Source organism: Psychrobacillus sp. NPDC093180 (assembly GCF_044754065.1).
Lineage (GTDB): Bacteria > Bacillota > Bacilli > Bacillales_A > Planococcaceae > Psychrobacillus.
Genome location: NZ_JBIVOJ010000001.1, coordinates 197,364 through 218,248 on the forward strand (window position 1 = coordinate 197,364; position 20,885 = coordinate 218,248).

The following is a 20,885-nucleotide window of genomic DNA, read 5'->3' on the forward strand; positions in this document are numbered from 1 at the left end:
TTGTCGGAATAATATATGTAGTAATGGATTAATAGAATGAGTGAACAGCTCATTTTAGAGACTGTTGAGATAAAATAATCACAACAGTCTTTTTTTGATACTAAATAAATTGAATTGTCATTCATTTTTCTTTATAATGAAAGTATGAATGTTCGAACGATTATGAAATAAGGGGGCATAAGAATGACAGAGAAGATTTGGCTTTCCCAATATCCACCTGAGATCCCACATACGCTTACCTACGAATCTATTCCAGTCCAAGAATACTTAACAAGAACGTATCACAAATTTCCAGAAAAAATAGCTATTCATTTCATGGGAAAAGATGTGACCTATAAGGAACTCTATGAATCTTCCTTGAAATTTGCGAACTATTTACAAATGCTTGGCATTCAAAAAGGGGACAGAGTAGCTATTATGCTACCAAATTGCCCGCAAGCGGTTATTGGCTATTATGGTGCTTTGTATGCAGGGGCAATAGTAGTGCAAACAAATCCGTTATATACAGAGCGAGAAATTTCATACCAAATGAAAGATTCGGGTGCGAAAGTAATTTTAGCATTGGATATACTATATCCTCGGATTTCTAAAGTAATAAAAGATACGAATCTCGAAAATATTATTCTGACGGGCATTAAAGATTATCTTCCTTTCCCCAAAAATATCGTGTATCCTTTTATCCAAAAGAAGCAATATGGATTTAGTGTAAAGGTAGAGCATAGGGGGATCAACCATTTATTCCCTGAAATAATGAAAGTAGCAAAAGCAAATCCAATCGATATGCCTTTTAACTTTGATGAGGACATTGCCCTTTTACAATATACAGGTGGAACTACCGGATTTCCAAAAGGAGTTATGCTAACGCATAAAAATTTAATATCGAATGCATCGATGTGTGATGCATGGCTGTATAAATGCAAGAAAGGTGAAGAAAGTATACTAGGCATTTTGCCATTTTTTCATGTTTATGGGATGACGACTGTCTTAATATTAGCTGTTATGTTAGGTAATAGAATGATATTATTGCCAAAGTTTGACGTGGAAACAGCTCTTAAAACGATCGATAAGCAAAAGCCGACTCTATTTCCTGGTGCGCCAACCATTTACATTGGCATTCTAAATCATCCGGATGTAGAAAAATATGATTTATCTTCTATTGTAGCTTGCTTGAGTGGATCTGCTGCGCTACCTTTAGAAGTGCAAGAAAAGTTTGAAAAAGTTACGGGTGGTAGATTAGTAGAGGGCTATGGATTAACAGAAACTTCCCCTGTATCTCATGCGAATTTAATTTATAGCGAGAATCGAGTGAAGGGTTCAGTTGGTATACCGTGGCCAGATACAGATGCGGCCATTTTCAGTTTAGAGTCCACAACTCCACTTCCTCCTGGGGAAATTGGAGAAATAGCAGTTAAAGGTCCTCAGGTCATGAAAGGTTATTGGAATCGTCCGGAAGAAACGGAGATGACAATGCGTGATGGTTGGCTTTTAACAGGGGATTTAGGATATATGGATGAAAGCGGTTACTTTTATGTCGTAGACCGGAAAAAAGATATGATTATAGCTGGTGGCTATAATATATATCCGCGTGATGTGGAAGAAGTTCTGTATGAACATCCTGCGATACAAGAATGTGTGGTTGCGGGAGTACCTGATGCATATCGTGGAGAGACAGTAAAAGCGTACATCGTGTTAAAAGAGGGAGCGTCCGCCACAGAAGAAGAATTAAATACATTCTGTCGTGAAAATTTGGCCTCATTTAAAGTACCAAGAATTTATGAGTTTAGAAAAGAACTACCAAAAACAGCGGTTGGAAAAATATTAAGAAGAACTTTAATAGAGGAAGAAAAATTAAAACAAGTAGCGCAAGAGCAAACATCCTAGATATATTATGAAAGTAGAGATTCACATATTGACATTACTGAAAATTAAATATAATATAAAAATATGAATGAATAATCATTCATATTTTTATTTTTTTTGAATGTTAAAAACCTTGGTCGAAAAAAGTATTGCCTATCGACGTAATTGAGTATTGGTGGTGAATATATTGAAAAAAGATAAGCCGAAATATAAGCAAATTATAGATGCTGCCATAATCGTTATTGCTGAAAATGGATATCATCAGTCACAGGTTTCGAAAATTGCTAAACAGGCAGGCGTGGCAGATGGAACGATCTACTTATATTTTAAGAATAAAGAAGACATATTAATCTCCGTATTTGAAGAGAAGATGGAGGTATTCGCAGAAAATCTACAGCAAATAATTGAAATAGATGCGAGTGCTTCAGAGAAATTATTCAAGATGATTGAAAATCATTTTAGTGTACTTGCAAGTGATCATCATTTAGCAACCGTTACTCAATTAGAGTTAAGGCAGTCGAATTTGGCCCTACGTTTACGGATTAATGCCATATTAAAAAATTATTTAGTGCTACTAGATTCCATTTTAAAAGAAGGTATTGAAAATGGAGAATTTAATGAAAAGATAGATATTCGGTTAGCAAGACAAATGATTTTTGGTACAATAGATGAGACGACAACAACTTGGGTGATGAATGAATATAAATATAATCTTATAGACTTAACTCCTAAAGTACATCGTCTATTATTAAATGCTATAAAAGTATAACAAAGGGGAAGTGATTGAATGGGATTTTTGTCATGGGAAATAGAAGAAGGTGTAGCTGCAGTTACACTAAATCGTCCACCAGCAAATGCACTTGCAAGAGGGGTAATTCTAGAAATTAATGACCTTTTAGATGCAGTTGAAAATGATGACGCAGTTCGTGTTCTTTTGCTTCAAGGGGAAGGTAGATTCTTTTCTGCTGGTGCGGATATTAAAGAATTTACTTCTGTTTCTACAGGAGAAGAATTTTCCGAGTTGGCTGAAAGCGGACAGATGATCTTTGAAAGATTAGAAAGATTTTCGAAGCCGGTTATCGCAGCGATTCATGGTGCCGCTCTCGGTGGTGGACTAGAATTAGCGATGAGCTGTCATATACGACTAGTTTCAGAAAATGCTAAACTTGGACTTCCAGAATTACAATTAGGTTTAATACCTGGATTTGCTGGAACTCAGCGTCTTCCACGCTATGTTGGATTTGCGAAAGCGGCAGAAATGCTGTTAACCAGTGACCCAATCAGCGGGACAGAAGCAGCTAAAATTGGTTTAGCTAATCATGCATATCCCGAAGAAGAGCTATTTAGTCGTGCGCAGGAACTTGCAGTCAAAGTTGCAAAGAAAAGCCCGATTGCTGTAAAAGCAGCCCTAGACATGCTCCAATATGTTAAGCCAGCCTCTTATTATGAAGGCGTGCGAGCAGAAGCGAATGTTTTTGGAAGCGTTTTTGTTTCAGATGATGCAAAAGAAGGTATTTCTGCATTTTTAGAAAAAAGAGAACCTGTTTTTAAAGGCAAGTAATTAGATGCTAAGGGAGGATAACTAAATGAATATTTATGTTTTAGTGAAACGCACATTTGACACAGAAGAAAAAATCGTAGTGAGTGGCGGTAAAATCCAAGAAGACGGAGCAGAGTTCATCATCAATCCTTATGATGAATATGCGATTGAAGAAGCAATTCAAGTTCGCGACGCACAAGGTGGAGAAGTAACGGTTCTTACTTTGGGCGGAGAAGATGCGGAAAAACAACTTCGTACAGCACTTGCTATGGGAGCCGACAAAGCTGTTCTTATTAATATAGAAGATGATGTAGAAGAGCTGGATCAGTTTACAGCTGCTCAAATCATTTCGGAATACTTAAAAGATAAAAATCCTGATTTAATCTTAGCAGGAAATGTTGCAATTGACGGTGGGTCTGGACAAGTTGGACCACGTGTTGCAGAGTTACTAGGCATCAACTACGTAACAACTATCACGAATCTTGAAATCGATGGGACAACTGTTTCGATCAAGCGTGATGTAGAAGGAGATACGGAGGTTCTAGAAACTTCCTTACCACTTCTTGTTACAGCACAACAAGGATTGAACGAGCCTCGTTATCCGTCCTTACCAGGAATCATGAAAGCGAAGAAAAAGCCTTTAGAAGAAGTAGAGCTAGATGATTTAGATATAGACGAAGATGATGTAGAAGCGAAAACAGAAACATTAGAAATTTATTTACCTCCTAAAAAGGAAGCTGGAAAAGTATTAGAAGGGGAGCTAGCTGACCAAGTAAAAGAGTTAGTTCAATTACTTCATTCGGAAGCAAAAGTCGTTTAATGTTATTTGAATTAATACTCAACAAAACGGGAGGAAAAGAATATGTCTAAAAAAGTATTAGTACTTGCGGAAGCGCGTGAAGGTGCTCTACGTAATGTTTCTTATGAAGCGATCGCTGCTGGGAAACAAATTTCAAATGGCGGGGAAGTTGTTAGTGTTCTATTAGGAGATTCAGTGCAAGGTTTGACAGCTGAACTTGGTAAATATGGCGCAGATCGTGTAATCACGGTAGAACATCCACATTTAAAACAATATACATCAGACGGTTATGGACAAGCATTGCTTGCTGTTATTGAACAAGAGAACCCACAAGCAATCGTATTCGGACATACTGCTTTAGGGAAAGACATCTCTCCAAAAATCGCAAGTAAATTGCAAATCGGTTTAGTATCAGATGTGACAGCTATTGAAGGAGAAGGAGACGCGGCGGTTTACATCCGCCCAATCTACTCTGGTAAAGCATTTGAGAAGGTGAAAGTAAAGGATGGTATCGAATTCATCACGATTCGTCCAAACAATATTGCACCACTTGCAAAAGATGACAGCAAATCAGCAGACGTGTCTTCGTTATCGGTAGATATTACAAACCTTCGCACGATTATAAAAGAAGTAGTACGTAAATCATCTGAAGGTGTAGATTTATCCGAAGCAAAAGTTGTCATTGCTGGTGGACGTGGAGTGAAGAGCGAAGAAGGTTTTGCTCCATTAAAAGAGCTTGCAGACGTACTTGGTGGAGCGGTTGGGGCTTCTCGTGGAGCTTGTGACGCTGATTACTGTGATTACTCCCTACAAATTGGGCAAACTGGTAAAGTAGTAACACCGGATCTCTATATAGCGGCAGGTATTTCAGGTGCTATACAGCATTTGGCTGGTATGTCGAACTCGAAAATTATTGTGGCGATCAACAAAGATCCAGAAGCAAACATTTTCAAAGTGGCAGACTACGGCATTGTCGGCGATCTATTCGAAGTTATCCCGTTACTTACGGAAGAATTCAAACAATTGAAAGTAAATGCTTAATAAGTGACTCGGCTCTTTTTTGGAGCCGAGTTTTTGCTTGTATTGATAAAGCTCTAGCACCTTGCCCCTCAGAGGCAGACATAGGCGCTTTCACTTTTCGTGTAAGCTAATATGTAGATGTAGCAATATGAGTCTGCTATAATCTATTTATAGGTAACTAAAGGAGGAATTTTTAATGGCAATAGTTCATGGAACAGATCAGACTTTTTCACAAGAGATTGAGAAAGGTTTAGTATTAGTAGATTTTTGGGCAACATGGTGTGGGCCTTGTAAAATGATTGCTCCTGTACTTGAAGAAATGGACGCTGAAATGAGCGATAAAGTAAAAATAGTTAAAGTAGATGTAGATGAAAACCAAGCAACTGCTAGTCAATTTGGTATTATGTCCATCCCGACTCTAGTATTATTCAAAGATGGTCAACCAGTAGACAAAGCTGTTGGTTTCCAACCGAAAGAAGCACTAGTTCAATTTGTAGAAAAAAACGCATAATATAAAACCGGGTCCCCTAAGGTGCCCGGTTTTTTTAAACGGGTGATAAAATGAATGATTTGATACAACAAAAATGTGCCATATTACCAGGTGATCCTGGGTGTTATTTGATGAAAGATCGGCAAGGAACCATCATTTATGTCGGCAAAGCAAAAGTATTGAAAAATCGTGTACGTTCCTATTTTACAGGTTCACATGATGGGAAAACGCAAAGATTAGTACAAGAAATAGTTGATTTTGAATATATCGTCACATCGTCAGAGTTAGAAGCCCTTATTCTAGAGCTTCATCTCATAAAAAAGCATGATCCAAAATATAATATTATGCTAAAGGACGATAAAACGTACCCATACATTAAAATAACTGCAGAAAAAAATCCCAAATTAATCATTACAAGACAAGTGAAAAAGGATAAAGGGAAATATTTTGGTCCCTATCCAAATGCACATGCAGCTTTTGAGACAAAAAAACTATTAGATCGAATATACCCATTAAGAAAGTGTGCAAAATTACCAGACCGTGTTTGCTTATACTATCACTTAGGGCAATGTCTAGCTCCATGTGTAAAGGAAATAGAGGATTCCACTTATAAAAAGTTAACGGATGAAATTACGAGCTTTTTAAACGGTGGTTATACAGATGTAAAAAAAGAATTAACGGAGAAAATGACGGAGGCAGCAGAAAACTTAGAATTCGAACGTGCAAAAGAGTATAGAGACCAAATATCTAATATTGAAATGGTGATGGAGAAACAAAAAATTACGATCAACGATTTTACGAGCCGCGATATATTTGGTTATGCTGTTGATAAAGGCTGGATGTGTGTCCAAGTATTTTTTATCCGACAAGGAAAACTAATCGAACGAGATGTATCGCTTTTTCCTTTATATCGTGATCCGGAAGAAGAGTTTTTAACGTTTTTAGGTCAGTTTTATGCAAAGCCAGAGCATATTAAACCTAAAGAGGTGTTCGTTCCTCATGATACAGATGTCCATTTAGCTTCTGAATTGTTAGAGATGAAAGTGTTCACTCCTCAAAAAGGCTTGAAAAAAAACTTAGTAGATCTTGCGAAGAAAAATGCTGTACTGGCCTTAAGTGAGAAGTTCCAGCTGATTGAAAGACAAGAAGAGCGTACGATAGGAGCAGTGGAGGAATTAGGTAATGTAATGGGGATTGCCACTCCAAACCGAATTGAAGCATTTGATAATTCTCATATACATGGAACCGACGCTGTTTCAGCGATGGTTGTCTTTGTAGATGGCAAAGCATATAAAAAGGACTATCGAAAATATAAGACGAGAACTGCTGCCAAACATGATGATTACGGAGCGATGCGAGAGGTCATTCGCAGAAGATACACACGAGTATTGAAAGAAAATTTACCTTTACCAGATCTCATTATTATCGATGGAGGAAAAGGACAAATAGAAGCTGCTCGAGAAATTTTAGAGGATGAGTTAGGCTTGGAAATTCCTATTGCTGGACTTGCAAAAGATGGCAAGCACCAAACTTCGCAGCTACTATATGGAAATCCTATTGATATAATTCCAATGAAGCGGACGAGTGAAGGATTTTATTTGTTACAGCGTATTCAAGACGAAGTACACCGCTTTGCTATTACATTCCATCGCCAACAAAGAGGGAAACATACAATCGCTTCTTCTTTAGATGGTATTGAAGGAATAGGTCCGAAACGAAAAAAAGCACTATTAAAGCATTTCGGATCAATCAAGAAAATGCAGGTAGCGACGAAGGAAGAATTTATAGAAGCAGGGCTTTCTAGAAAGCTAGCAGAGACAATGGTGGAACATTTTCAGAAAAAGTAATTGTCTTCTGAATTTTCTTGTGTTATGGTTGATACAATTTAATATTCACTATCATGAAGTGAAGATAGAGGTGCAAACTGACAAGAGTACTTAGCGGGAGGATGAAAAGATCCGTCAATCGCTAAAGGAAAGGGTCATTTGCCGAAACCTAGTATAGCTTTTCCTGTTCTAGGTTGGTTCTGCATTGAAGAAATGTAGGATTGTCAGAATTCAGTATTCTGGAGGGCTATCTCACATGGACATTATTTGACCGTGTATGAGACAATGCTTTTCACAATATGTGGAAAGCATTTTTTAATCCTTACAGATAAACAAGGGAGAGAATATCCATGAGTAAAATTGTGATGAAATTCGGTGGTACTTCTGTAGCAACTACAGAAAAAATTGCGAGCGTAGCAAACAGAATCAGTAAAGAGAAAGAAAAAGGACATGATATTGTTGTAGTCGTATCAGCAATGGGCAAAGCAACAGATGAGTTGGTAAATTTAGCGAATGAAATAACAGAAAATCCATCTAAACGCGAAATGGACATGCTACTCTCGACTGGTGAACAAGTGACTATGTCATTACTAGCGATCCAATTAAATGCACTAGGTCTAGACGCCGTTTCTCTAACTGGTTGGCAAGCAGGCCTCGTGACAGATAATGTACATAAAAATGCAAGAGTAGAGAAAATGGATGGCTCTAAAATAAGCGACTTATTGAAAGAAGATAAGATCGTAATTGTTGCTGGCTTTCAAGGGGTTTCAAATAATGGAGAAATCACAACTCTGGGAAGAGGTGGGTCAGATACAACCGCAGTTGCCATTGCAGTAACGATTGAAGCGGATGTATGTGATATTTATACAGATGTAGAAGGGGTATATACATCGGACCCAAGATACGTTACAAATGCTAGAAAGCTAGAACAATTAGAATACGATGAAATGCTTGAGCTTGCTAATCTAGGTGCTGGAGTACTTCATCCAAGAGCAGTCGAATTTGCAAAAAACTATAAAATACCATTAAGAGTACGTTCAAGCTCTTCAGAAAATGAAGGAACAATTTTAAAGGAGGAAGTAGATGTGGAAAATAATTTAGTAGTACGTGGGGTAGCATTTGAATCGGATATAGTGCGATTAACAATTGAGTATGATGTACCATTTAATGGTTCACTAGCATCCATTTTTACGACTCTTGCAGAAAATCATATTAATGTTGATATTATTGTACAATCCATTGTAGATGGTGTTAGACCTGCTGTTTCATTCTCTATCAAAAAAGAGTCGTTAGCAGAAGCAATTACGGTTCTTGAAACCCACAAAAAAACGCTCGGCTTTACATTTGCGGACTTTGAGGTAGGCTTAGCGAAAGTTTCCATCGTTGGTTCAGGAATGGTCTCCAATCCGGGAGTTGCCGCGCAAATGTTTGATCGACTTCGAAAAGAAAATATTCCGGTGAAGATGGTAAGTACATCCGAGATAAAAGTTTCTGTTGTTGTCCCTCAAGACGAGATGATTCAAGCAGCCAATGCCCTGCACGATGAATTCGATTTGGCGATCAAGCAATAACTGATCAGGCAACCAGGAGGGTAAGGGTCGTGACATTGTTACGACCCTTGTTTGCTTTGCTTGGAGTGTCCGCTCGGATTCAAAGAGTCGCTATTAATTTCGTCTCGAACATGACAAAATCATTAACGTCTCACTTCAAGTAAACTTGTTATATGAAAAATTGGTTGCGTTCATCTGTATTTTGGTTGCCCTTGTGCTAATTTGGTTGCTCTCAGTATAGAAATGGTTGCTTTCAACTGCAGTTTAGTTGCCCTTAGCCATTTTCAGGGATTATTTATTCAGCGACTACGAAATTTTAGCGTTTAACACGGTAGATTCTTGCGAGAAGATTCGTCGCTCGCCCGCAGAAAGCGAAGCGCCGTCAGTTTTAACCATGTATTCACATTTAAAAAGAAAAGCATTGGATGGCTTGATAGCCATTCAATGCTTATTTAGTAACTTTTACATCCCATTTTACTTGAAAGGAAACAGTTCCGTTTTTATTTGGTTCTTCGTCGTAGCATTCTGTTAAATAACCGCCAATTTTCTGTTGTTGCTCGGCTAAAAAGCCTGCTTCTAATCGGTGGCTTCTTATTTTTCCACTTTGAGGTAAATTGAACGTATGTAAGGTATAAAATGCAGAGTCTTTTGTTGTTTTCTCTAACTCTAGTGTTCCCCAACCTGCTTGTTGAAAGAATGTAATGGCTTCTTCCATCGAGTAAAGTGGAAACTTGCGAGCAAGATCTTTTCCAGCCCAATATAAAATATCTTTTTCATGTTTTCCGAGAATAGAAGCAAGCACGTGGTCTCTTAGTAATTCATATCCAAAGGAAGTTACATGTGAATGTTCCTTATCATTCAAGTAGCAACCCTTCTTTCAAAAAGTGAGTATCATTTGTCCTCGTCTATTTTATCATAAATAATTTCTTGGTGGTAATGGAATAGTTTGTGAAAAAATAAACGAATTATTATTCAAAAATGAATCAAGAAGATTATTGAAAAGTCTAAAGATGCCTTGACGCTCTAAAATGATGAGAGTACAATAGATATGTCATAAATTCGTAACATGATGATGTGAACCACGTATAAAAACTACTCTATTAGAATAGTTTTATGCAGAGCAAATGTAAATTTGAGGGGGGTAACTGTTTTGTCGAAAGATCGCGAATTTTATTGGCGCCGCTTACATTCTCTATTAGGAATAATTCCAGTTGGATTATTTGTGGCGCAGCATTTAGTAGTAAATCATTTTGCTACTAGAGGAGAAGAGGCTTTTAATAAAGCATCTGGTTTTATGGGAAGTCTTCCGTTTGTTATTTTATTGGAGATTTTCATCATTTATTTACCATTAATGTTCCATGCTTTTTACGGTATATATATTGCGTTTACCGCAAAAAACAATCCACAGAGATACGGGACGCTACGAAACTATTTATTTATTTTACAAAGAATTACTGGAATTTTTCTTGTTGTTTTCATCGCATGGCATGTTTTTGAGACAAGGTTTCAAGCAGCGATTGGTGCGAAAGAAGTTAATTTTAACATGATGGCTGAGATTTTATCAAATCCATGGATGTTAGGCTTCTATATCGTAGGGGTTATTTCTGCAACATTCCATTTAGCTAACGGTATTTGGTCATTCTTAGTTAGTTGGGGAATTACACAATCACCACAATCACAACGAATTGCTACATATGTAACATTAGTAATCTTCTTAGCGTTATCTGTAGTTGGTGTACAAGCTCTTCTAGCATTTGTATAAGAACTTTTTACACATTCAACTACCATAAAATCGAGGAGTGAGAATAGCATGGCAAAAAGTAAACTTATTGTTGTCGGCGGTGGTCTAGCTGGATTAATGGCAACAATGAAAGCAGCCGAAGATGGCACGCACGTAGATCTATTTTCATTAGTTCCTGTAAAACGCTCACACTCTGTTTGTGCACAAGGCGGTATTAACGGGGCTGTAAATACAAAAGGGGAAGGGGATTCACCGGCAGTACACTTAGATGATACTGTATATGGTGGAGACTTCCTAGCAAACCAGAGACCAGTAAAAGCAATGACTGATGCTGCTCCTGGAATTATTAGCTTATTTGACCGTATGGGTGTTATGTTCAACCGTACGCCAGAAGGTTTATTAGATTTCCGTCGTTTCGGTGGTACATTAATGCACCGCACAGCATTCTCTGGTGCAACGACTGGTCAACAATTACTATATGCTTTAGACGAGCAAGTGCGTCGTTTTGAAGTAGATGGTCTAGTTACGAAGTTCGAAGGATGGGAATTCCTTGGAATTATAAAAGATAGCGAAGGGGTTTGTCGCGGTATTAAAGCACAGAACCTTCAAACAATGGAAATCCGTGCATTCCGCGGAGATGCTGTTATTATGGCAACTGGTGGCCCTGGAATTATTTTCGGAAAAACGACTAACTCTATTATCAATACTGGTTCTGCAGCTTCTATCGTTTATCAACAAGGTGCTTACTATGCAAATGGAGAATTTATTCAAATTCACCCAACTGCAATCCCTGGGGACGATAAACTACGCTTAATGTCAGAATCTGCACGTGGAGAAGGTGGACGTATTTGGACATACAAAGACGGAAAACCTTGGTACTTCCTAGAAGAAAAATATCCTGCATACGGTAACCTAGTGCCACGTGATATTGCAACACGTGAAATTTTCGACGTATGTGTTAACCAAAAACTTGGTATTAACGGGGAAAACATGGTTTACCTGGATCTTTCACATAAAGATCCACACGAACTGGACATTAAACTAGGTGGAATTATCGAAATCTATGAGAAGTTCACTGGTGATGACCCTCGTAAAGTTCCGATGAAGATTTTCCCTGCTGTTCACTATTCAATGGGTGGACTTTGGGTAGATGAAGATCAAATGACGAATATTCCAGGTCTATTTGCTGCAGGTGAATGTGATTATTCTCAACATGGTGCGAACCGTCTAGGAGCAAACTCTCTACTATCAGCTGTATTCGGCGGAAGCGTTGCTGGACCAAATGCAGTTAATTACATGAGTAAATTAAAAACTCATGCGATCGATATGGACGACTCCATTTTCGAAGCTGAAGTGAAACTTGAGCAAGAAAAATGGGATAAGACGCTTGCGATGAAAGGTACAGAAAATGCTTACTTAATTCATAAAGAATTAGGTGAGTGGATGACTGACAACGTAACGGTAGTACGTTACAATGATAAATTAGAAGAAACAGACAAAAAAATCCAAGAATTGCTTGAACGATATGAAAATATTAACATGGATGATACACAACAATGGTCTAACCAAGGTGCATCTTTTACTCGCCAGTTGAAAAATATGCTTGTGTTAGCTCGTGTAATTACACTAGGTGCTCTTCAACGTAATGAAAGCCGTGGAGCTCATTACAAACCTGAATTTCCTGAGCGTAATGATGAAGAGTTCATGAAAACAACTATGGCAAAATTTGATCCAGCAACTGGAGCTCCAGTTATCCATTATGAAGAAATCGATGTATCGCTTGTTGCACCTCGTAAACGTGATTATTCTACGAAGGGAGAAAATTAATCATGGTAACAGCAACTGAAACTAAAAAAGTTCAAATTGAAATTTTTCGTCAAGATACTCCGGAATCTACTCCATATTGGGAAAAATTCGAAGTGAATTATCGCCCTAATATGAACGTTATTTCTGCCCTAATGGAAATTCGTCGAAATCCTGTCAATGCTGACGGGAAAGCGACTACACCAGTAGCGTGGGATATGAGTTGTTTAGAAGAAGTGTGTGGAGCTTGTTCGATGGTTATCAACGGAAAACCACGTCAATCTTGTTCTGCATTAATCGATCAACTGGTTCAACCGATTAAACTAGCGCCAATGAAAACATTCCCTGTTGTTCGTGATCTACAAGTAGACAGAACTCGTATGTTTGATTCATTGAAAAAAGTTAAAGCTTGGGTTCCTATCGATGGATCTTATGATCTTGGTGAAGGACCACGTATGCCAGAACGTAAACGTCAATGGGCATATGAATTATCTAAATGTATGACTTGTGGTGTTTGTTTGGAAGCTTGTCCAAACGTAAATAGTGGTGCATCTTTCATGGGACCAGCTCCACTATCACAAGTACGTTTATTTAATGCACATCCAACTGGTTCGATGAACAAAGATGAACGCTTAAATGCTATTATGGGAGATGGAGGCCTTGCAAACTGCGGTAACGCACAAAACTGTGTGGTTGCATGTCCAAAAGGTATTCCTTTAACTACTTCTATTGCTGCATTGAACCGTGATACAACAGTTCAAATGTTTAAAAACTTCTTCGGAAGCGACCATATGGTTGACTAATATATAATGTGGAAATCTGCGTAGAATGAAATGTTCTATGCAGATTTTTTCTTTCTCTGTTACAATAAATGAATAAAAATTCATTTATGGGGGAATGTTTTTATGCGAGCTAGTTACATAGAAGATGTTGCGAGTTGGGAACAGGATTTTTCTTTTTTTGTGGAAGTAAGTGTGCGTTTTTCGGAAACGGATATGTATGGACATTTGAATAACACAGTAACGTTTGCTTATTTTGAATATGCACGTATTGAATATTTTAAACATATCACTCTCATGAGTGACTGGTTGAATCCAAATGGAGAGAAAATCCCGGTTGTGGCGGATTTGCAATGTGATTATGTTAAACAGGTATTCTTCGATGAAAAACTAAAGATCTATGTAAAAGCAAATACAATTGGTTCTTCGTCCGTTGATCTACATTATATGGCGAAAAATGAAAAAGGCGAAATTGTCTTTACTGGCAGGGGTTCCATCGTCCAAATTGACAAAAAAACAGGTAAAGCTTCAAAGTGGAATGAAAAAGTACGAGAAGTTTTTCAAAAACAGTGCTAACTAGCCGTCACCTACTATCCCGGTGCTACATACGTTAGAAGGAGAGTGGATAGGGGGCTAAGGCATTGTACGATAACAATCAGCATCGATCAATCTTGACGAACAGAGAACGTCAAATTTTTCAGTTACTTGTAGAAGATAATTCTACAAAAGAAATTTCAATTCAGTTATCAATTAGTGAAAAGACGGTCAGAAATCACATTTCTAACACGATACAAAAATTAGGAGTATCGGGAAGGTCACAAGCAATTGTGGAACTATTAAGACTAGGCGAACTATCGTTGAACTAACCTGAATCCTTGCCATTTTCCTCAGAACACGTCACAATAATAAATATGTAGAATTGTTTTGAGGAGTGAAGGATTATATGGCAGATGATAGAATGAATACGGAACATAATCAAGAAAATGTTGCTTTTTTAGAAAAAGAGCTTCGACATATATCGGGAATTATTAAGCAAAGAGGCCGTCAAATTTTAAATGCATATACAATAACGCCACCGCAGTTTGTGGCCCTTCAGTGGCTGCTAGAGCTTGGAGACATGACTATCGGTGATCTTTCCACTAAAATGTATCTAGCTTTTAGTACAACGACTGATTTAATCGATCGTATGGAAAGAAGTGAACTAGTTCAACGAGTGAGAGATGAACAAGATCGCCGTGTAGTGCGTATACATTTACTTGCGGAAGGCGAACGTATTATTGAAGAGGTTATTGATAAAAGACAGCAATACTTAAAAGATATCCTTGGTCAGTTTGACGAAAAAGAAGTAGCAAATTTATCGATTTTATTAGAAAAATTGCATCAAGAGATGAAAAAGAACTGAGGAATTAACGTGAAAGCCCCAATTGGTGTTATAGACTCTGGAGTAGGTGGATTAACTGTTGCAAAAGAAATTATGCGACATCTACCTAATGAAGAAATTATTTATATAGGAGATACAGCAAGATGTCCATATGGACCAAGGTCAAGCGAAGAGGTGCGAAAATTTACATGGCAACTCGCTACGGCGCTTGCTAAAATGAATATAAAAATGCTCGTTATTGCTTGTAATACGGCAACGGCTGTGGCACTTAATTCATTAAGTAAAAAAATGCCTTTTCCTGTTATAGGTGTAATTTTTCCAGGAGCAAGGGCTGCGATTAAAGCAACAAAGAAAAATGAAATCGTAGTGCTGGGTACAAGCGGTACGATTAAAAGTGGAGCGTATGAAGAAGCGATAGCAGCTTTAAACACATCCAGCAAAGTTATTCCACTTGCTTGCCCTACCTTTGTTCCACTCGTTGAAAGTAATGAATATGAAGGCGAGTTTGCTAGGAACATGGTGATCGAGACATTATCGCCGTTAAAAAAGGAACAATTCGATACAGTTATTCTCGGGTGTACACATTATCCGTTACTACAAAAGCATATTGAAGATGCAGTTGGTCAGAATGTAAAAGTGCTTTCCTCTGCCGAAGAAACCGCTCAAGATGTTATGGAGTATTTGGATTATCATCATATGCATCATCCAATTGAGGAGAAAAAAACACCTATTTTTTATACGACGGGATCTGTCCCGATTTTTAAAACAATTGTGGAAAAATGGTTAGAGGTACAAAATGCAGATGTACGAACAATTTCATTCAAATGACCCTGTTAGCTTGAGACAACTTAAATAACGGGGTCTTCTTTTGCGTAAGGAATGAACTAAAGGAGATATTTATGATTAGAACTGATGGAAGAAAAGTAAATGAACTAAGAGATGTAAAAATAGAAACTGACTATTTAATCCATCCGGAAGGCTCTGTATTAATAACGGTCGGCCGCACAAAAGTCATTTGTAATGCGACTATTGAAGACCGAGTGCCACCGTTTTTAAGAGGACAAGGGAAAGGATGGATTACTGCAGAGTATTCCATGCTGCCACGCGCAACAGAATCACGTAACCAAAGAGAGTCATCTAAAGGGAAAGTGACGGGCCGTACGATGGAAATCCAACGTCTAATTGGACGAGCACTCCGCTCGGTTGTCGATCTAGAAGTAATTGGGGAAAAGACAATTTGGATTGATTGTGACGTTATTCAAGCAGATGGCGGTACAAGAACTGCAAGTATTACAGGTGCATTTGTTGCACTAACGATTGCGCTAGGAAAACTATATGAACAAAAGCAGCTAGCCTATTTTCCTGTTCGTGAATATTTAGCTGCAACAAGTGTTGGGGTTTTGGAAAACGTTGGTGGTGTACTAGATTTGAATTACGAAGAAGACTCTACTGCTTCCGTTGATATGAATATCGTTCAAACGAGTAGTGGTGAATATGTGGAACTGCAAGGTACTGGAGAAGAAGCAACATTTTCTCGGAAACAATTAATGGAAATGTTGGATTTAGGAGAAATCGGTATTAAACAATTAATGGACATCCAACAAGCAGCACTTGGCGAATTAGCAGCTAAAATTGGAAAGGGAGATACGGAAAAAGCATGAAAAAAATAATTATTGCAACGAAAAACAAAGGAAAAGCAAAAGATTTTGAAGCACTCTTTGGTCCACTTGGATACGAGGTACTAACGCTTCATGATGTGGCAGATGACATGGATGTAGAAGAAACGGGAACCACTTTTGAAGAAAACGCATTACTAAAGGCAACGGCCCTAGCTAACCGTTTAAAAACAATGGTTATAGCAGATGACAGTGGACTTGAAATCGACGCCCTAGACGGACGCCCAGGCATCTATTCTGCGAGATATGCGGGTGAAGAGAAGAGCGATGAGGCAAATATCGATAAAGTACTAGAAGAGCTTAGAGACATCAAAGAATCAGAAAGAACAGCAAGATTCGTTTGTGCCATTGCGGTAGTATCTCCAACAAGTGAACTATTTACTGTAAGGGGAGCTTGTGAAGGAGTTATTGCTTCAGAAAGAAAAGGCACGAATGGATTTGGTTACGATCCAATCTTTTTTGTTCCTTCTGAAAACAAGATGATGGCTGAACTGACAGCGGAAGAAAAAGGGGCTATTTCTCACCGAGGTAATGCGCTCCAATTACTGGCAGCAAATTTAGATGAGTTAGTCGGGAAAGCGTAAGATATACCGATGAAAATATTAGTGATGAGTGACACGCATCGTGACACAGCAACAATGGAACAAGTAATAGAACATTGGAAAGAAGTGGACGCCGTAATTCATTGCGGAGATAGTGAATTACCTGCTTCTTATTTTGAAAGTAAGCCAATTCATATTGTACGAGGAAATTGTGATTTTGATGAGGAGTTTCCGGAGGAAGTAATAATTGAACTTGGGAACGAAAGAATATTAGTTGTGCATGGTCATAAGCATCAAGTAAAAACAACGCTCATGCCGCTTAAATATCGTGGTGAAGAAGTGCAAGCCACTGTTGTCTGCTTCGGACATTCTCATTTACTTGGAGCAGAGTTGCAAAACGGCCTTTTATATATTAATCCAGGAAGCTTACATATGCCTCGTGGACGTAAAGAGAAAAGTTATGCAATTGTAGAAAAAGTCGAAGATACATGGCTTGTAAACTTTTACTCTGCGGAGCATGAGATTCTAGAAAGTATCCGTTTTTGATATTATTGAACAGGGGGATACCCCTAAGAAAAATGACGCGAAAGTTCTTGAATAAATTTGACTTACGTTTAATTAAAAAAATTATATAATTTTTTTAGAAAACGTTGACTTTGTTCAAATATAATTATATAATAAATCTTGTCTTTCCTATCTGTGTGGTGGGGGAGTACTTGTCTCAGTAGCTCAGCTGGATAGAGCAACGCCCTTCTAAGGCGTCGGTCGGGAGTTCGAATCTCTCCTGGGACGTATTAGAAAATCCCTTCTAATATTCATATTAGAAGGGATTTTTAGATAAAGGAAAATTTCAGTCATTCAGTGTTTTAACATTTTGCGACGCGTCATAAATGTCTATTGTTAGTACCTATTACAGAAACTTTATGACGAGTATAAAAAATTTCATTTAAAGGTTGAAATTTGATGAATTTCCTTTATAATAAAAAAGAAGGTAATTTTGGTTATCCGTTCAATTACTTTCGCAATACATAAGTCTCAGTAGCTCAGCTGGATAGAGCAACGCCCTTCTAAGGCGTCGGTCGGGAGTTCGAATCTCTCCTGGGACGTTCACTTAAAAATTATACTTGTTTTAAAAGAAGGATAAATCGCTTGGAAATGTTGTTGCACCAACATTCTAAGCGGTTTTTCTTTTCGCCGAAGCCGAAATTGATGGTTTTTGTTATAGAATATTTATTCGTTTTACACATTTTTTTACACAACCTTTTTACGCATGTTTAAAAAAACGTCTCTTGTTTTGGTTATCTCCTGTTTTCGTAGTTCTTTTAACAAGTGAGCATAATAACCGATGGTTGTTTCTATATCTGCATGACCGAGACGTTCAGAAATATAATAGATCGACACATCCTTCAAAATTAATAAACTCGCATGAGTATGTCGTAATCCGTGTGCAGTAATTGAAGGTTTAATATCTAGCTCTTTTAAAGAATTTCGGAGTACATCATTTAAACGATCATTGGTAACTACTTTGATCTTATTTGCTGGTTCGAAAAACACAAGTTTATGTTCATTTGCTAGTTGATGTGGACGCTTCCTAAAGAAATTTTTAAATTTGTCCATTGTAATCTTGTCCATCTCAATAGTTCGTTCAGATTGTGTTTTTTTAAAATCTCCAAAAACGCCACCTTCTTTGTACTTCCATGATTGATAGACGTATATAGTGTTATTAAAAAAAATTAAAAGCATCTTCCGTTAACCCAGCTAGTTCCGCATATCGCATGCCTGTCACAAATCCAAGTAACGACATCCAATATTCTAATCCTTCATCTTACTTACTTTCTATATAAGTTAACCATCGTTGTGATTCTTCTTAGTGAGTAAACTTTTCTGAAACTTTTGGTCTCATTTTTTCCGTCCATGATAACGCCTGGAGTTTGGAATTACACCAGCTATGAATAAACGTCTGCATAGACAAGGATAAACGGAGAAGGTGATCATTCACCACTTAACAGTAAGGAGAGGAGTAGATGAAGATGTCATTGCAGCATTTCTAAATAAAATGAGTACGCAAGACCTCTTGATGAATGCCTTGAAAGCAAGATTCGAATGGATAAAAGGCGACTAATAAATTTCCAAACGCTTGGAATTGTGAAAAAGTAAGCGGAGGGATGAAGAATGAGGTTATGTGAAAAACACCTTGAGGTAATTACAAAGACCGTATTGGAAATTCACAAGCAGGAAATTGAAAAGCAAGAAAAACAAAAGCACGACAGGAGATTACGAAATGCGGAACTGCTATTACAAAACTATCGATCGTTTGTAGCGAATACGGCAGATATCAAATCAGATATAATAGACTTGGAGTAAAAGTTAGAACTAGATGAGTTGGAAACGGATGAATTCGCGATAAGATCCATTAAGCGTTCTAAAGAACGAACAATAGCAATGGTCATGTTCATCGACAGAATGCTTCATATTTATAAAGTGATGTGAGAACAGTCTCAAAATTCCGAGCGATATCGATAGTATAAAACAATTGGCCTTTTGTATATTTCAGGAAACAAAAAAACTTTTGAACAGGTTGCTGAATGTCATTATGTACATGTTCGTACAGTCAACAGAGACCTGAGAGAAGCGATAGAAAGCTTGTCAGTATTGATTTTGGAGTAGACCGAATAAGATTGATTGGATGGTGACTAATGTCCAAAACGAGTCATTGTTTTGTCATTTGTTTCAGATTATGATGATAGTGTGAAATTTTTCCTCTAAAAAGCTACCAAAAATTCTTTAATCCCCTTTATAGTTTGTGGTAGTTTTTCATTGCATTTTGTCGAAATGATGATAAAATATATACAGAACAAATGTTCCTGAGGGAGTTAATATGTTTACCAGTATCCCCAAATATTGTATGATAGTTTTATTAAATTCATATTTTAAAGGGGATAATAGAAATGAATATTGCAACACTTCGACAATTTATTGAAGATTTCAATTTAGAAACAGGAAATATTTCTGTGAAACTTGTACAAAAAATAGAGGGAGAATATGAGGTTTATGAGCCTCTAGTACGAGAGCAAATGCAAGAAGATTTAAAAGATTTGTATACAGAGGTACTCCGGACTAGATTATATGACCTTCCACAAGAAGAATATAATCCCAATGTTGGCCAAGACGGATATCTATCAGTTGCCCCATTATATGTGGCTCATGTTAACGACACTTTAGAAAAAATAGAATCAGAGGAAAACATTCATGGGGATATGAATGAAATGAATTTAGACGACATAAATTTTTACTGCATAAGATTTACTCATAACGAGGAGTCTGTTTATATATTCAGACGATTCACGAAGATGAAAAAGATCAGACGAGGAATTGCAACTTTTATAGAAGATAATACTTTGCGTAAATTTGATAACGATCTCTTCATAGGTTTAGACCGAGACATTGATATATTAGTATATCAAGAGGAAATGTTGATTGTTAACAGGTTCGCATTGCAAACAATTTTTAATCTGCAGGATTATTTCACTAATAGAGCAACAGAGGCTTTGAATCACATCGAGGATGGAAATGTTATCTCTAATTTTGAAGAATTCAGAGATGATTGCTTAAACGACAGGCAAGCGTCCAAGAGAATTACAAAGATTATTAATACGCCTGGCCGAATCGAGGGATTTCTGACAAATGCACATCTACTTCCAAACGTTATAGCAGAGGCTGACTTAGAAATAGAACTTAATGAAGCGGGACAGATTATATATACACGGAATAGACAGGTGCGAAGTCAAATACTTTTTTGTATCGCGGATGCGTATTACCTATCTTTAATATTAAATCGTGTAGGTGAAGATATTTCACAATAATAAAAAATAGAATGG

The 20,885-nt window shown here is 37.5% G+C and carries 23 protein-coding genes, 2 tRNA genes and 1 riboswitch; of the genes, 23 read left to right on the forward strand and 2 right to left on the reverse strand.

Annotation, left to right across the window (positions count from 1 at the left end; translation table 11 throughout):
* The first annotated feature begins 183 nt into the window (after nt 1-183).
* The 8 genes from ACIP9W_RS01025 (at nt 184) to ACIP9W_RS01060 (ending at nt 9,106) form a co-directional block, all read left to right on the forward strand.
* On the forward strand, nt 184-1,881 hold the full coding sequence (locus tag ACIP9W_RS01025) for a long-chain-fatty-acid--CoA ligase (RefSeq protein WP_400785212.1): 1,698 nt from the start codon (nt 184-186) through the stop codon (nt 1,879-1,881).
* Between the two features lie 166 nt (nt 1,882-2,047).
* The gene (locus ACIP9W_RS01030; RefSeq protein ID WP_282243819.1) at nt 2,048-2,629 is read left to right on the forward strand and encodes a fatty acid metabolism transcriptional regulator FadR; all 582 of its coding nucleotides are present in this window, start codon (nt 2,048-2,050) and stop codon (nt 2,627-2,629) included.
* A gap of 18 nt (nt 2,630-2,647) precedes the next feature.
* Nucleotides 2,648-3,421, forward strand: a complete 774-nt coding sequence (locus ACIP9W_RS01035; protein ID WP_400785214.1) for an enoyl-CoA hydratase — start codon at nt 2,648-2,650, stop codon at nt 3,419-3,421.
* 25 nt (nt 3,422-3,446) lie between these two features.
* Complete coding sequence (locus ACIP9W_RS01040; protein ID WP_282243817.1) at nt 3,447-4,220, forward strand: electron transfer flavoprotein subunit beta/FixA family protein; 774 nt, start codon at nt 3,447-3,449, stop codon at nt 4,218-4,220.
* Nucleotides 4,221-4,262: 42 nt separating this feature from the next.
* On the forward strand, nt 4,263-5,240 hold the full coding sequence (locus ACIP9W_RS01045; protein ID WP_400785216.1) for an electron transfer flavoprotein subunit alpha/FixB family protein: 978 nt from the start codon (nt 4,263-4,265) through the stop codon (nt 5,238-5,240).
* A gap of 175 nt (nt 5,241-5,415) precedes the next feature.
* On the forward strand, nt 5,416-5,730 hold the full coding sequence (gene trxA / locus ACIP9W_RS01050; RefSeq protein WP_142538709.1) for a thioredoxin: 315 nt from the start codon (nt 5,416-5,418) through the stop codon (nt 5,728-5,730).
* Between the two features lie 50 nt (nt 5,731-5,780).
* Nucleotides 5,781-7,556 carry an excinuclease ABC subunit UvrC gene (uvrC, locus tag ACIP9W_RS01055; RefSeq protein WP_400785219.1) on the forward strand — a complete coding sequence of 592 codons (1,776 nt, stop codon included), beginning with the start codon at nt 5,781-5,783 and terminating at the stop codon, nt 7,554-7,556.
* A 57-nt stretch (nt 7,557-7,613) separates the two neighbouring features.
* Nucleotides 7,614-7,793, forward strand: a riboswitch (Lysine riboswitch).
* 92 nt (nt 7,794-7,885) lie between these two features.
* Nucleotides 7,886-9,106: an aspartate kinase gene (locus ACIP9W_RS01060; RefSeq protein WP_400785221.1), complete on the forward strand. Its 1,221-nt coding sequence runs from the start codon at nt 7,886-7,888 to the stop codon at nt 9,104-9,106.
* A gap of 427 nt (nt 9,107-9,533) precedes the next feature.
* Here the strand turns inward: ACIP9W_RS01060 and ACIP9W_RS01065 are convergent, their stop codons facing one another.
* Nucleotides 9,534-9,947, reverse strand: a complete 414-nt coding sequence (locus ACIP9W_RS01065; protein WP_282243812.1) for a YslB family protein — start codon at nt 9,945-9,947, stop codon at nt 9,534-9,536.
* A gap of 288 nt (nt 9,948-10,235) precedes the next feature.
* On the opposite strand from ACIP9W_RS01065, the gene ACIP9W_RS01070 reads away from it, so the two are divergent.
* The 12 genes from ACIP9W_RS01070 to ACIP9W_RS01125 all read left to right on the forward strand — a co-directional run bounded on the left by ACIP9W_RS01070 (nt 10,236) and on the right by ACIP9W_RS01125 (nt 18,113).
* Nucleotides 10,236-10,847 carry a succinate dehydrogenase cytochrome b558 subunit gene (locus tag ACIP9W_RS01070; RefSeq protein ID WP_142538705.1) on the forward strand — a complete coding sequence of 204 codons (612 nt, stop codon included), beginning with the start codon at nt 10,236-10,238 and terminating at the stop codon, nt 10,845-10,847.
* A gap of 48 nt (nt 10,848-10,895) precedes the next feature.
* Nucleotides 10,896-12,653 carry a succinate dehydrogenase flavoprotein subunit gene (sdhA, locus tag ACIP9W_RS01075; protein WP_282243809.1) on the forward strand — a complete coding sequence of 586 codons (1,758 nt, stop codon included), beginning with the start codon at nt 10,896-10,898 and terminating at the stop codon, nt 12,651-12,653.
* Nucleotides 12,654-12,655: 2 nt separating this feature from the next.
* On the forward strand, nt 12,656-13,432 hold the full coding sequence (gene sdhB, locus ACIP9W_RS01080) for a succinate dehydrogenase iron-sulfur subunit (protein ID WP_142538703.1): 777 nt from the start codon (nt 12,656-12,658) through the stop codon (nt 13,430-13,432).
* 102 nt (nt 13,433-13,534) lie between these two features.
* Nucleotides 13,535-13,984 (forward strand): acyl-CoA thioesterase, encoded by a 450-nt coding sequence (locus tag ACIP9W_RS01085; RefSeq protein WP_400785224.1) that lies wholly within the window; start codon nt 13,535-13,537, stop codon nt 13,982-13,984.
* A 65-nt stretch (nt 13,985-14,049) separates the two neighbouring features.
* Nucleotides 14,050-14,274 carry a helix-turn-helix domain-containing protein gene (locus tag ACIP9W_RS01090; protein ID WP_093266715.1) on the forward strand — a complete coding sequence of 75 codons (225 nt, stop codon included), beginning with the start codon at nt 14,050-14,052 and terminating at the stop codon, nt 14,272-14,274.
* Nucleotides 14,275-14,351: 77 nt separating this feature from the next.
* Nucleotides 14,352-14,810, forward strand: a complete 459-nt coding sequence (locus tag ACIP9W_RS01095; protein ID WP_400785226.1) for a MarR family winged helix-turn-helix transcriptional regulator — start codon at nt 14,352-14,354, stop codon at nt 14,808-14,810.
* Nucleotides 14,811-14,819: 9 nt separating this feature from the next.
* Nucleotides 14,820-15,617 carry a glutamate racemase gene (gene racE / locus ACIP9W_RS01100; protein WP_400785228.1) on the forward strand — a complete coding sequence of 266 codons (798 nt, stop codon included), beginning with the start codon at nt 14,820-14,822 and terminating at the stop codon, nt 15,615-15,617.
* Between the two features lie 74 nt (nt 15,618-15,691).
* Nucleotides 15,692-16,450 (forward strand): ribonuclease PH, encoded by a 759-nt coding sequence (gene rph, locus ACIP9W_RS01105; protein ID WP_400785934.1) that lies wholly within the window; start codon nt 15,692-15,694, stop codon nt 16,448-16,450.
* Nucleotides 16,447-17,049 (forward strand): XTP/dITP diphosphatase, encoded by a 603-nt coding sequence (locus tag ACIP9W_RS01110; RefSeq protein WP_400785230.1) that lies wholly within the window; start codon nt 16,447-16,449, stop codon nt 17,047-17,049. The genes rph and ACIP9W_RS01110 overlap by 4 nt, the downstream gene beginning before the upstream one ends.
* A 9-nt stretch (nt 17,050-17,058) precedes the next feature.
* Nucleotides 17,059-17,553, forward strand: a complete 495-nt coding sequence (locus ACIP9W_RS01115) for a metallophosphoesterase family protein (RefSeq protein ID WP_400785232.1) — start codon at nt 17,059-17,061, stop codon at nt 17,551-17,553.
* A gap of 172 nt (nt 17,554-17,725) precedes the next feature.
* Nucleotides 17,726-17,799 (forward strand) — tRNA-Arg (locus tag ACIP9W_RS01120).
* A gap of 240 nt (nt 17,800-18,039) precedes the next feature.
* Nucleotides 18,040-18,113: transfer RNA gene (locus ACIP9W_RS01125), tRNA-Arg, on the forward strand.
* A 145-nt stretch (nt 18,114-18,258) separates the two neighbouring features.
* On the opposite strand, the gene ACIP9W_RS01130 is transcribed toward ACIP9W_RS01125, so the two are convergent.
* On the reverse strand, nt 18,259-18,750 hold the full coding sequence (locus tag ACIP9W_RS01130; RefSeq protein ID WP_400785234.1) for a tyrosine-type recombinase/integrase: 492 nt from the start codon (nt 18,748-18,750) through the stop codon (nt 18,259-18,261).
* Nucleotides 18,751-18,994: 244 nt separating this feature from the next.
* On the opposite strand from ACIP9W_RS01130, the gene ACIP9W_RS01135 reads away from it, so the two are divergent.
* The 3 genes from ACIP9W_RS01135 (at nt 18,995) to ACIP9W_RS01145 (ending at nt 20,870) form a co-directional block, all read left to right on the forward strand.
* Nucleotides 18,995-19,129, forward strand: a complete 135-nt coding sequence (locus ACIP9W_RS01135) for a hypothetical protein (RefSeq protein WP_400785236.1) — start codon at nt 18,995-18,997, stop codon at nt 19,127-19,129.
* A 50-nt stretch (nt 19,130-19,179) separates the two neighbouring features.
* Nucleotides 19,180-19,371, forward strand: coding sequence for a hypothetical protein (locus ACIP9W_RS01140; protein WP_400785238.1), 192 nt, complete (start codon nt 19,180-19,182; stop codon nt 19,369-19,371).
* Nucleotides 19,372-19,955: 584 nt separating this feature from the next.
* Nucleotides 19,956-20,870, forward strand: coding sequence for a Kiwa anti-phage protein KwaB-like domain-containing protein (locus tag ACIP9W_RS01145; RefSeq protein WP_400785240.1), 915 nt, complete (start codon nt 19,956-19,958; stop codon nt 20,868-20,870).
* Nucleotides 20,871-20,885 lie beyond the last annotated feature (15 nt).

Excerpts from the sequence above, each read along its gene's own strand:
- sdhA (WP_282243809.1), top strand. The coding sequence starts at position 10,896 with ATGGCAAAAAGTAAACTTATTGTTGTCGGCGGTGGTCTAGCTGGATTA.
- ACIP9W_RS01095 (WP_400785226.1), top strand. The coding sequence starts at position 14,352 with ATGGCAGATGATAGAATGAATACGGAACATAATCAAGAAAATGTTGCT.
- ACIP9W_RS01040 (WP_282243817.1), top strand. The coding sequence starts at position 3,447 with ATGAATATTTATGTTTTAGTGAAACGCACATTTGACACAGAAGAAAAA.
- ACIP9W_RS01035 (WP_400785214.1), top strand. The coding sequence starts at position 2,648 with ATGGGATTTTTGTCATGGGAAATAGAAGAAGGTGTAGCTGCAGTTACA.
- ACIP9W_RS01025 (WP_400785212.1), top strand. The coding sequence starts at position 184 with ATGACAGAGAAGATTTGGCTTTCCCAATATCCACCTGAGATCCCACAT.
- uvrC (WP_400785219.1), top strand. The coding sequence starts at position 5,781 with ATGAATGATTTGATACAACAAAAATGTGCCATATTACCAGGTGATCCT.
- ACIP9W_RS01140 (WP_400785238.1), top strand. The coding sequence starts at position 19,180 with ATGAGGTTATGTGAAAAACACCTTGAGGTAATTACAAAGACCGTATTG.
- sdhB (WP_142538703.1), top strand. The coding sequence starts at position 12,656 with ATGGTAACAGCAACTGAAACTAAAAAAGTTCAAATTGAAATTTTTCGT.
- ACIP9W_RS01115 (WP_400785232.1), top strand. The coding sequence starts at position 17,059 with ATGAAAATATTAGTGATGAGTGACACGCATCGTGACACAGCAACAATG.
- ACIP9W_RS01085 (WP_400785224.1), top strand. The coding sequence starts at position 13,535 with ATGCGAGCTAGTTACATAGAAGATGTTGCGAGTTGGGAACAGGATTTT.
- ACIP9W_RS01060 (WP_400785221.1), top strand. The coding sequence starts at position 7,886 with ATGAGTAAAATTGTGATGAAATTCGGTGGTACTTCTGTAGCAACTACA.
- ACIP9W_RS01130 (WP_400785234.1), bottom strand. The coding sequence starts at position 18,750 with ATGCTTTTAATTTTTTTTAATAACACTATATACGTCTATCAATCATGG.
- ACIP9W_RS01145 (WP_400785240.1), top strand. The coding sequence starts at position 19,956 with ATGAATATTGCAACACTTCGACAATTTATTGAAGATTTCAATTTAGAA.
- ACIP9W_RS01110 (WP_400785230.1), top strand. The coding sequence starts at position 16,447 with ATGAAAAAAATAATTATTGCAACGAAAAACAAAGGAAAAGCAAAAGAT.
- trxA (WP_142538709.1), top strand. The coding sequence starts at position 5,416 with ATGGCAATAGTTCATGGAACAGATCAGACTTTTTCACAAGAGATTGAG.
- ACIP9W_RS01045 (WP_400785216.1), top strand. The coding sequence starts at position 4,263 with ATGTCTAAAAAAGTATTAGTACTTGCGGAAGCGCGTGAAGGTGCTCTA.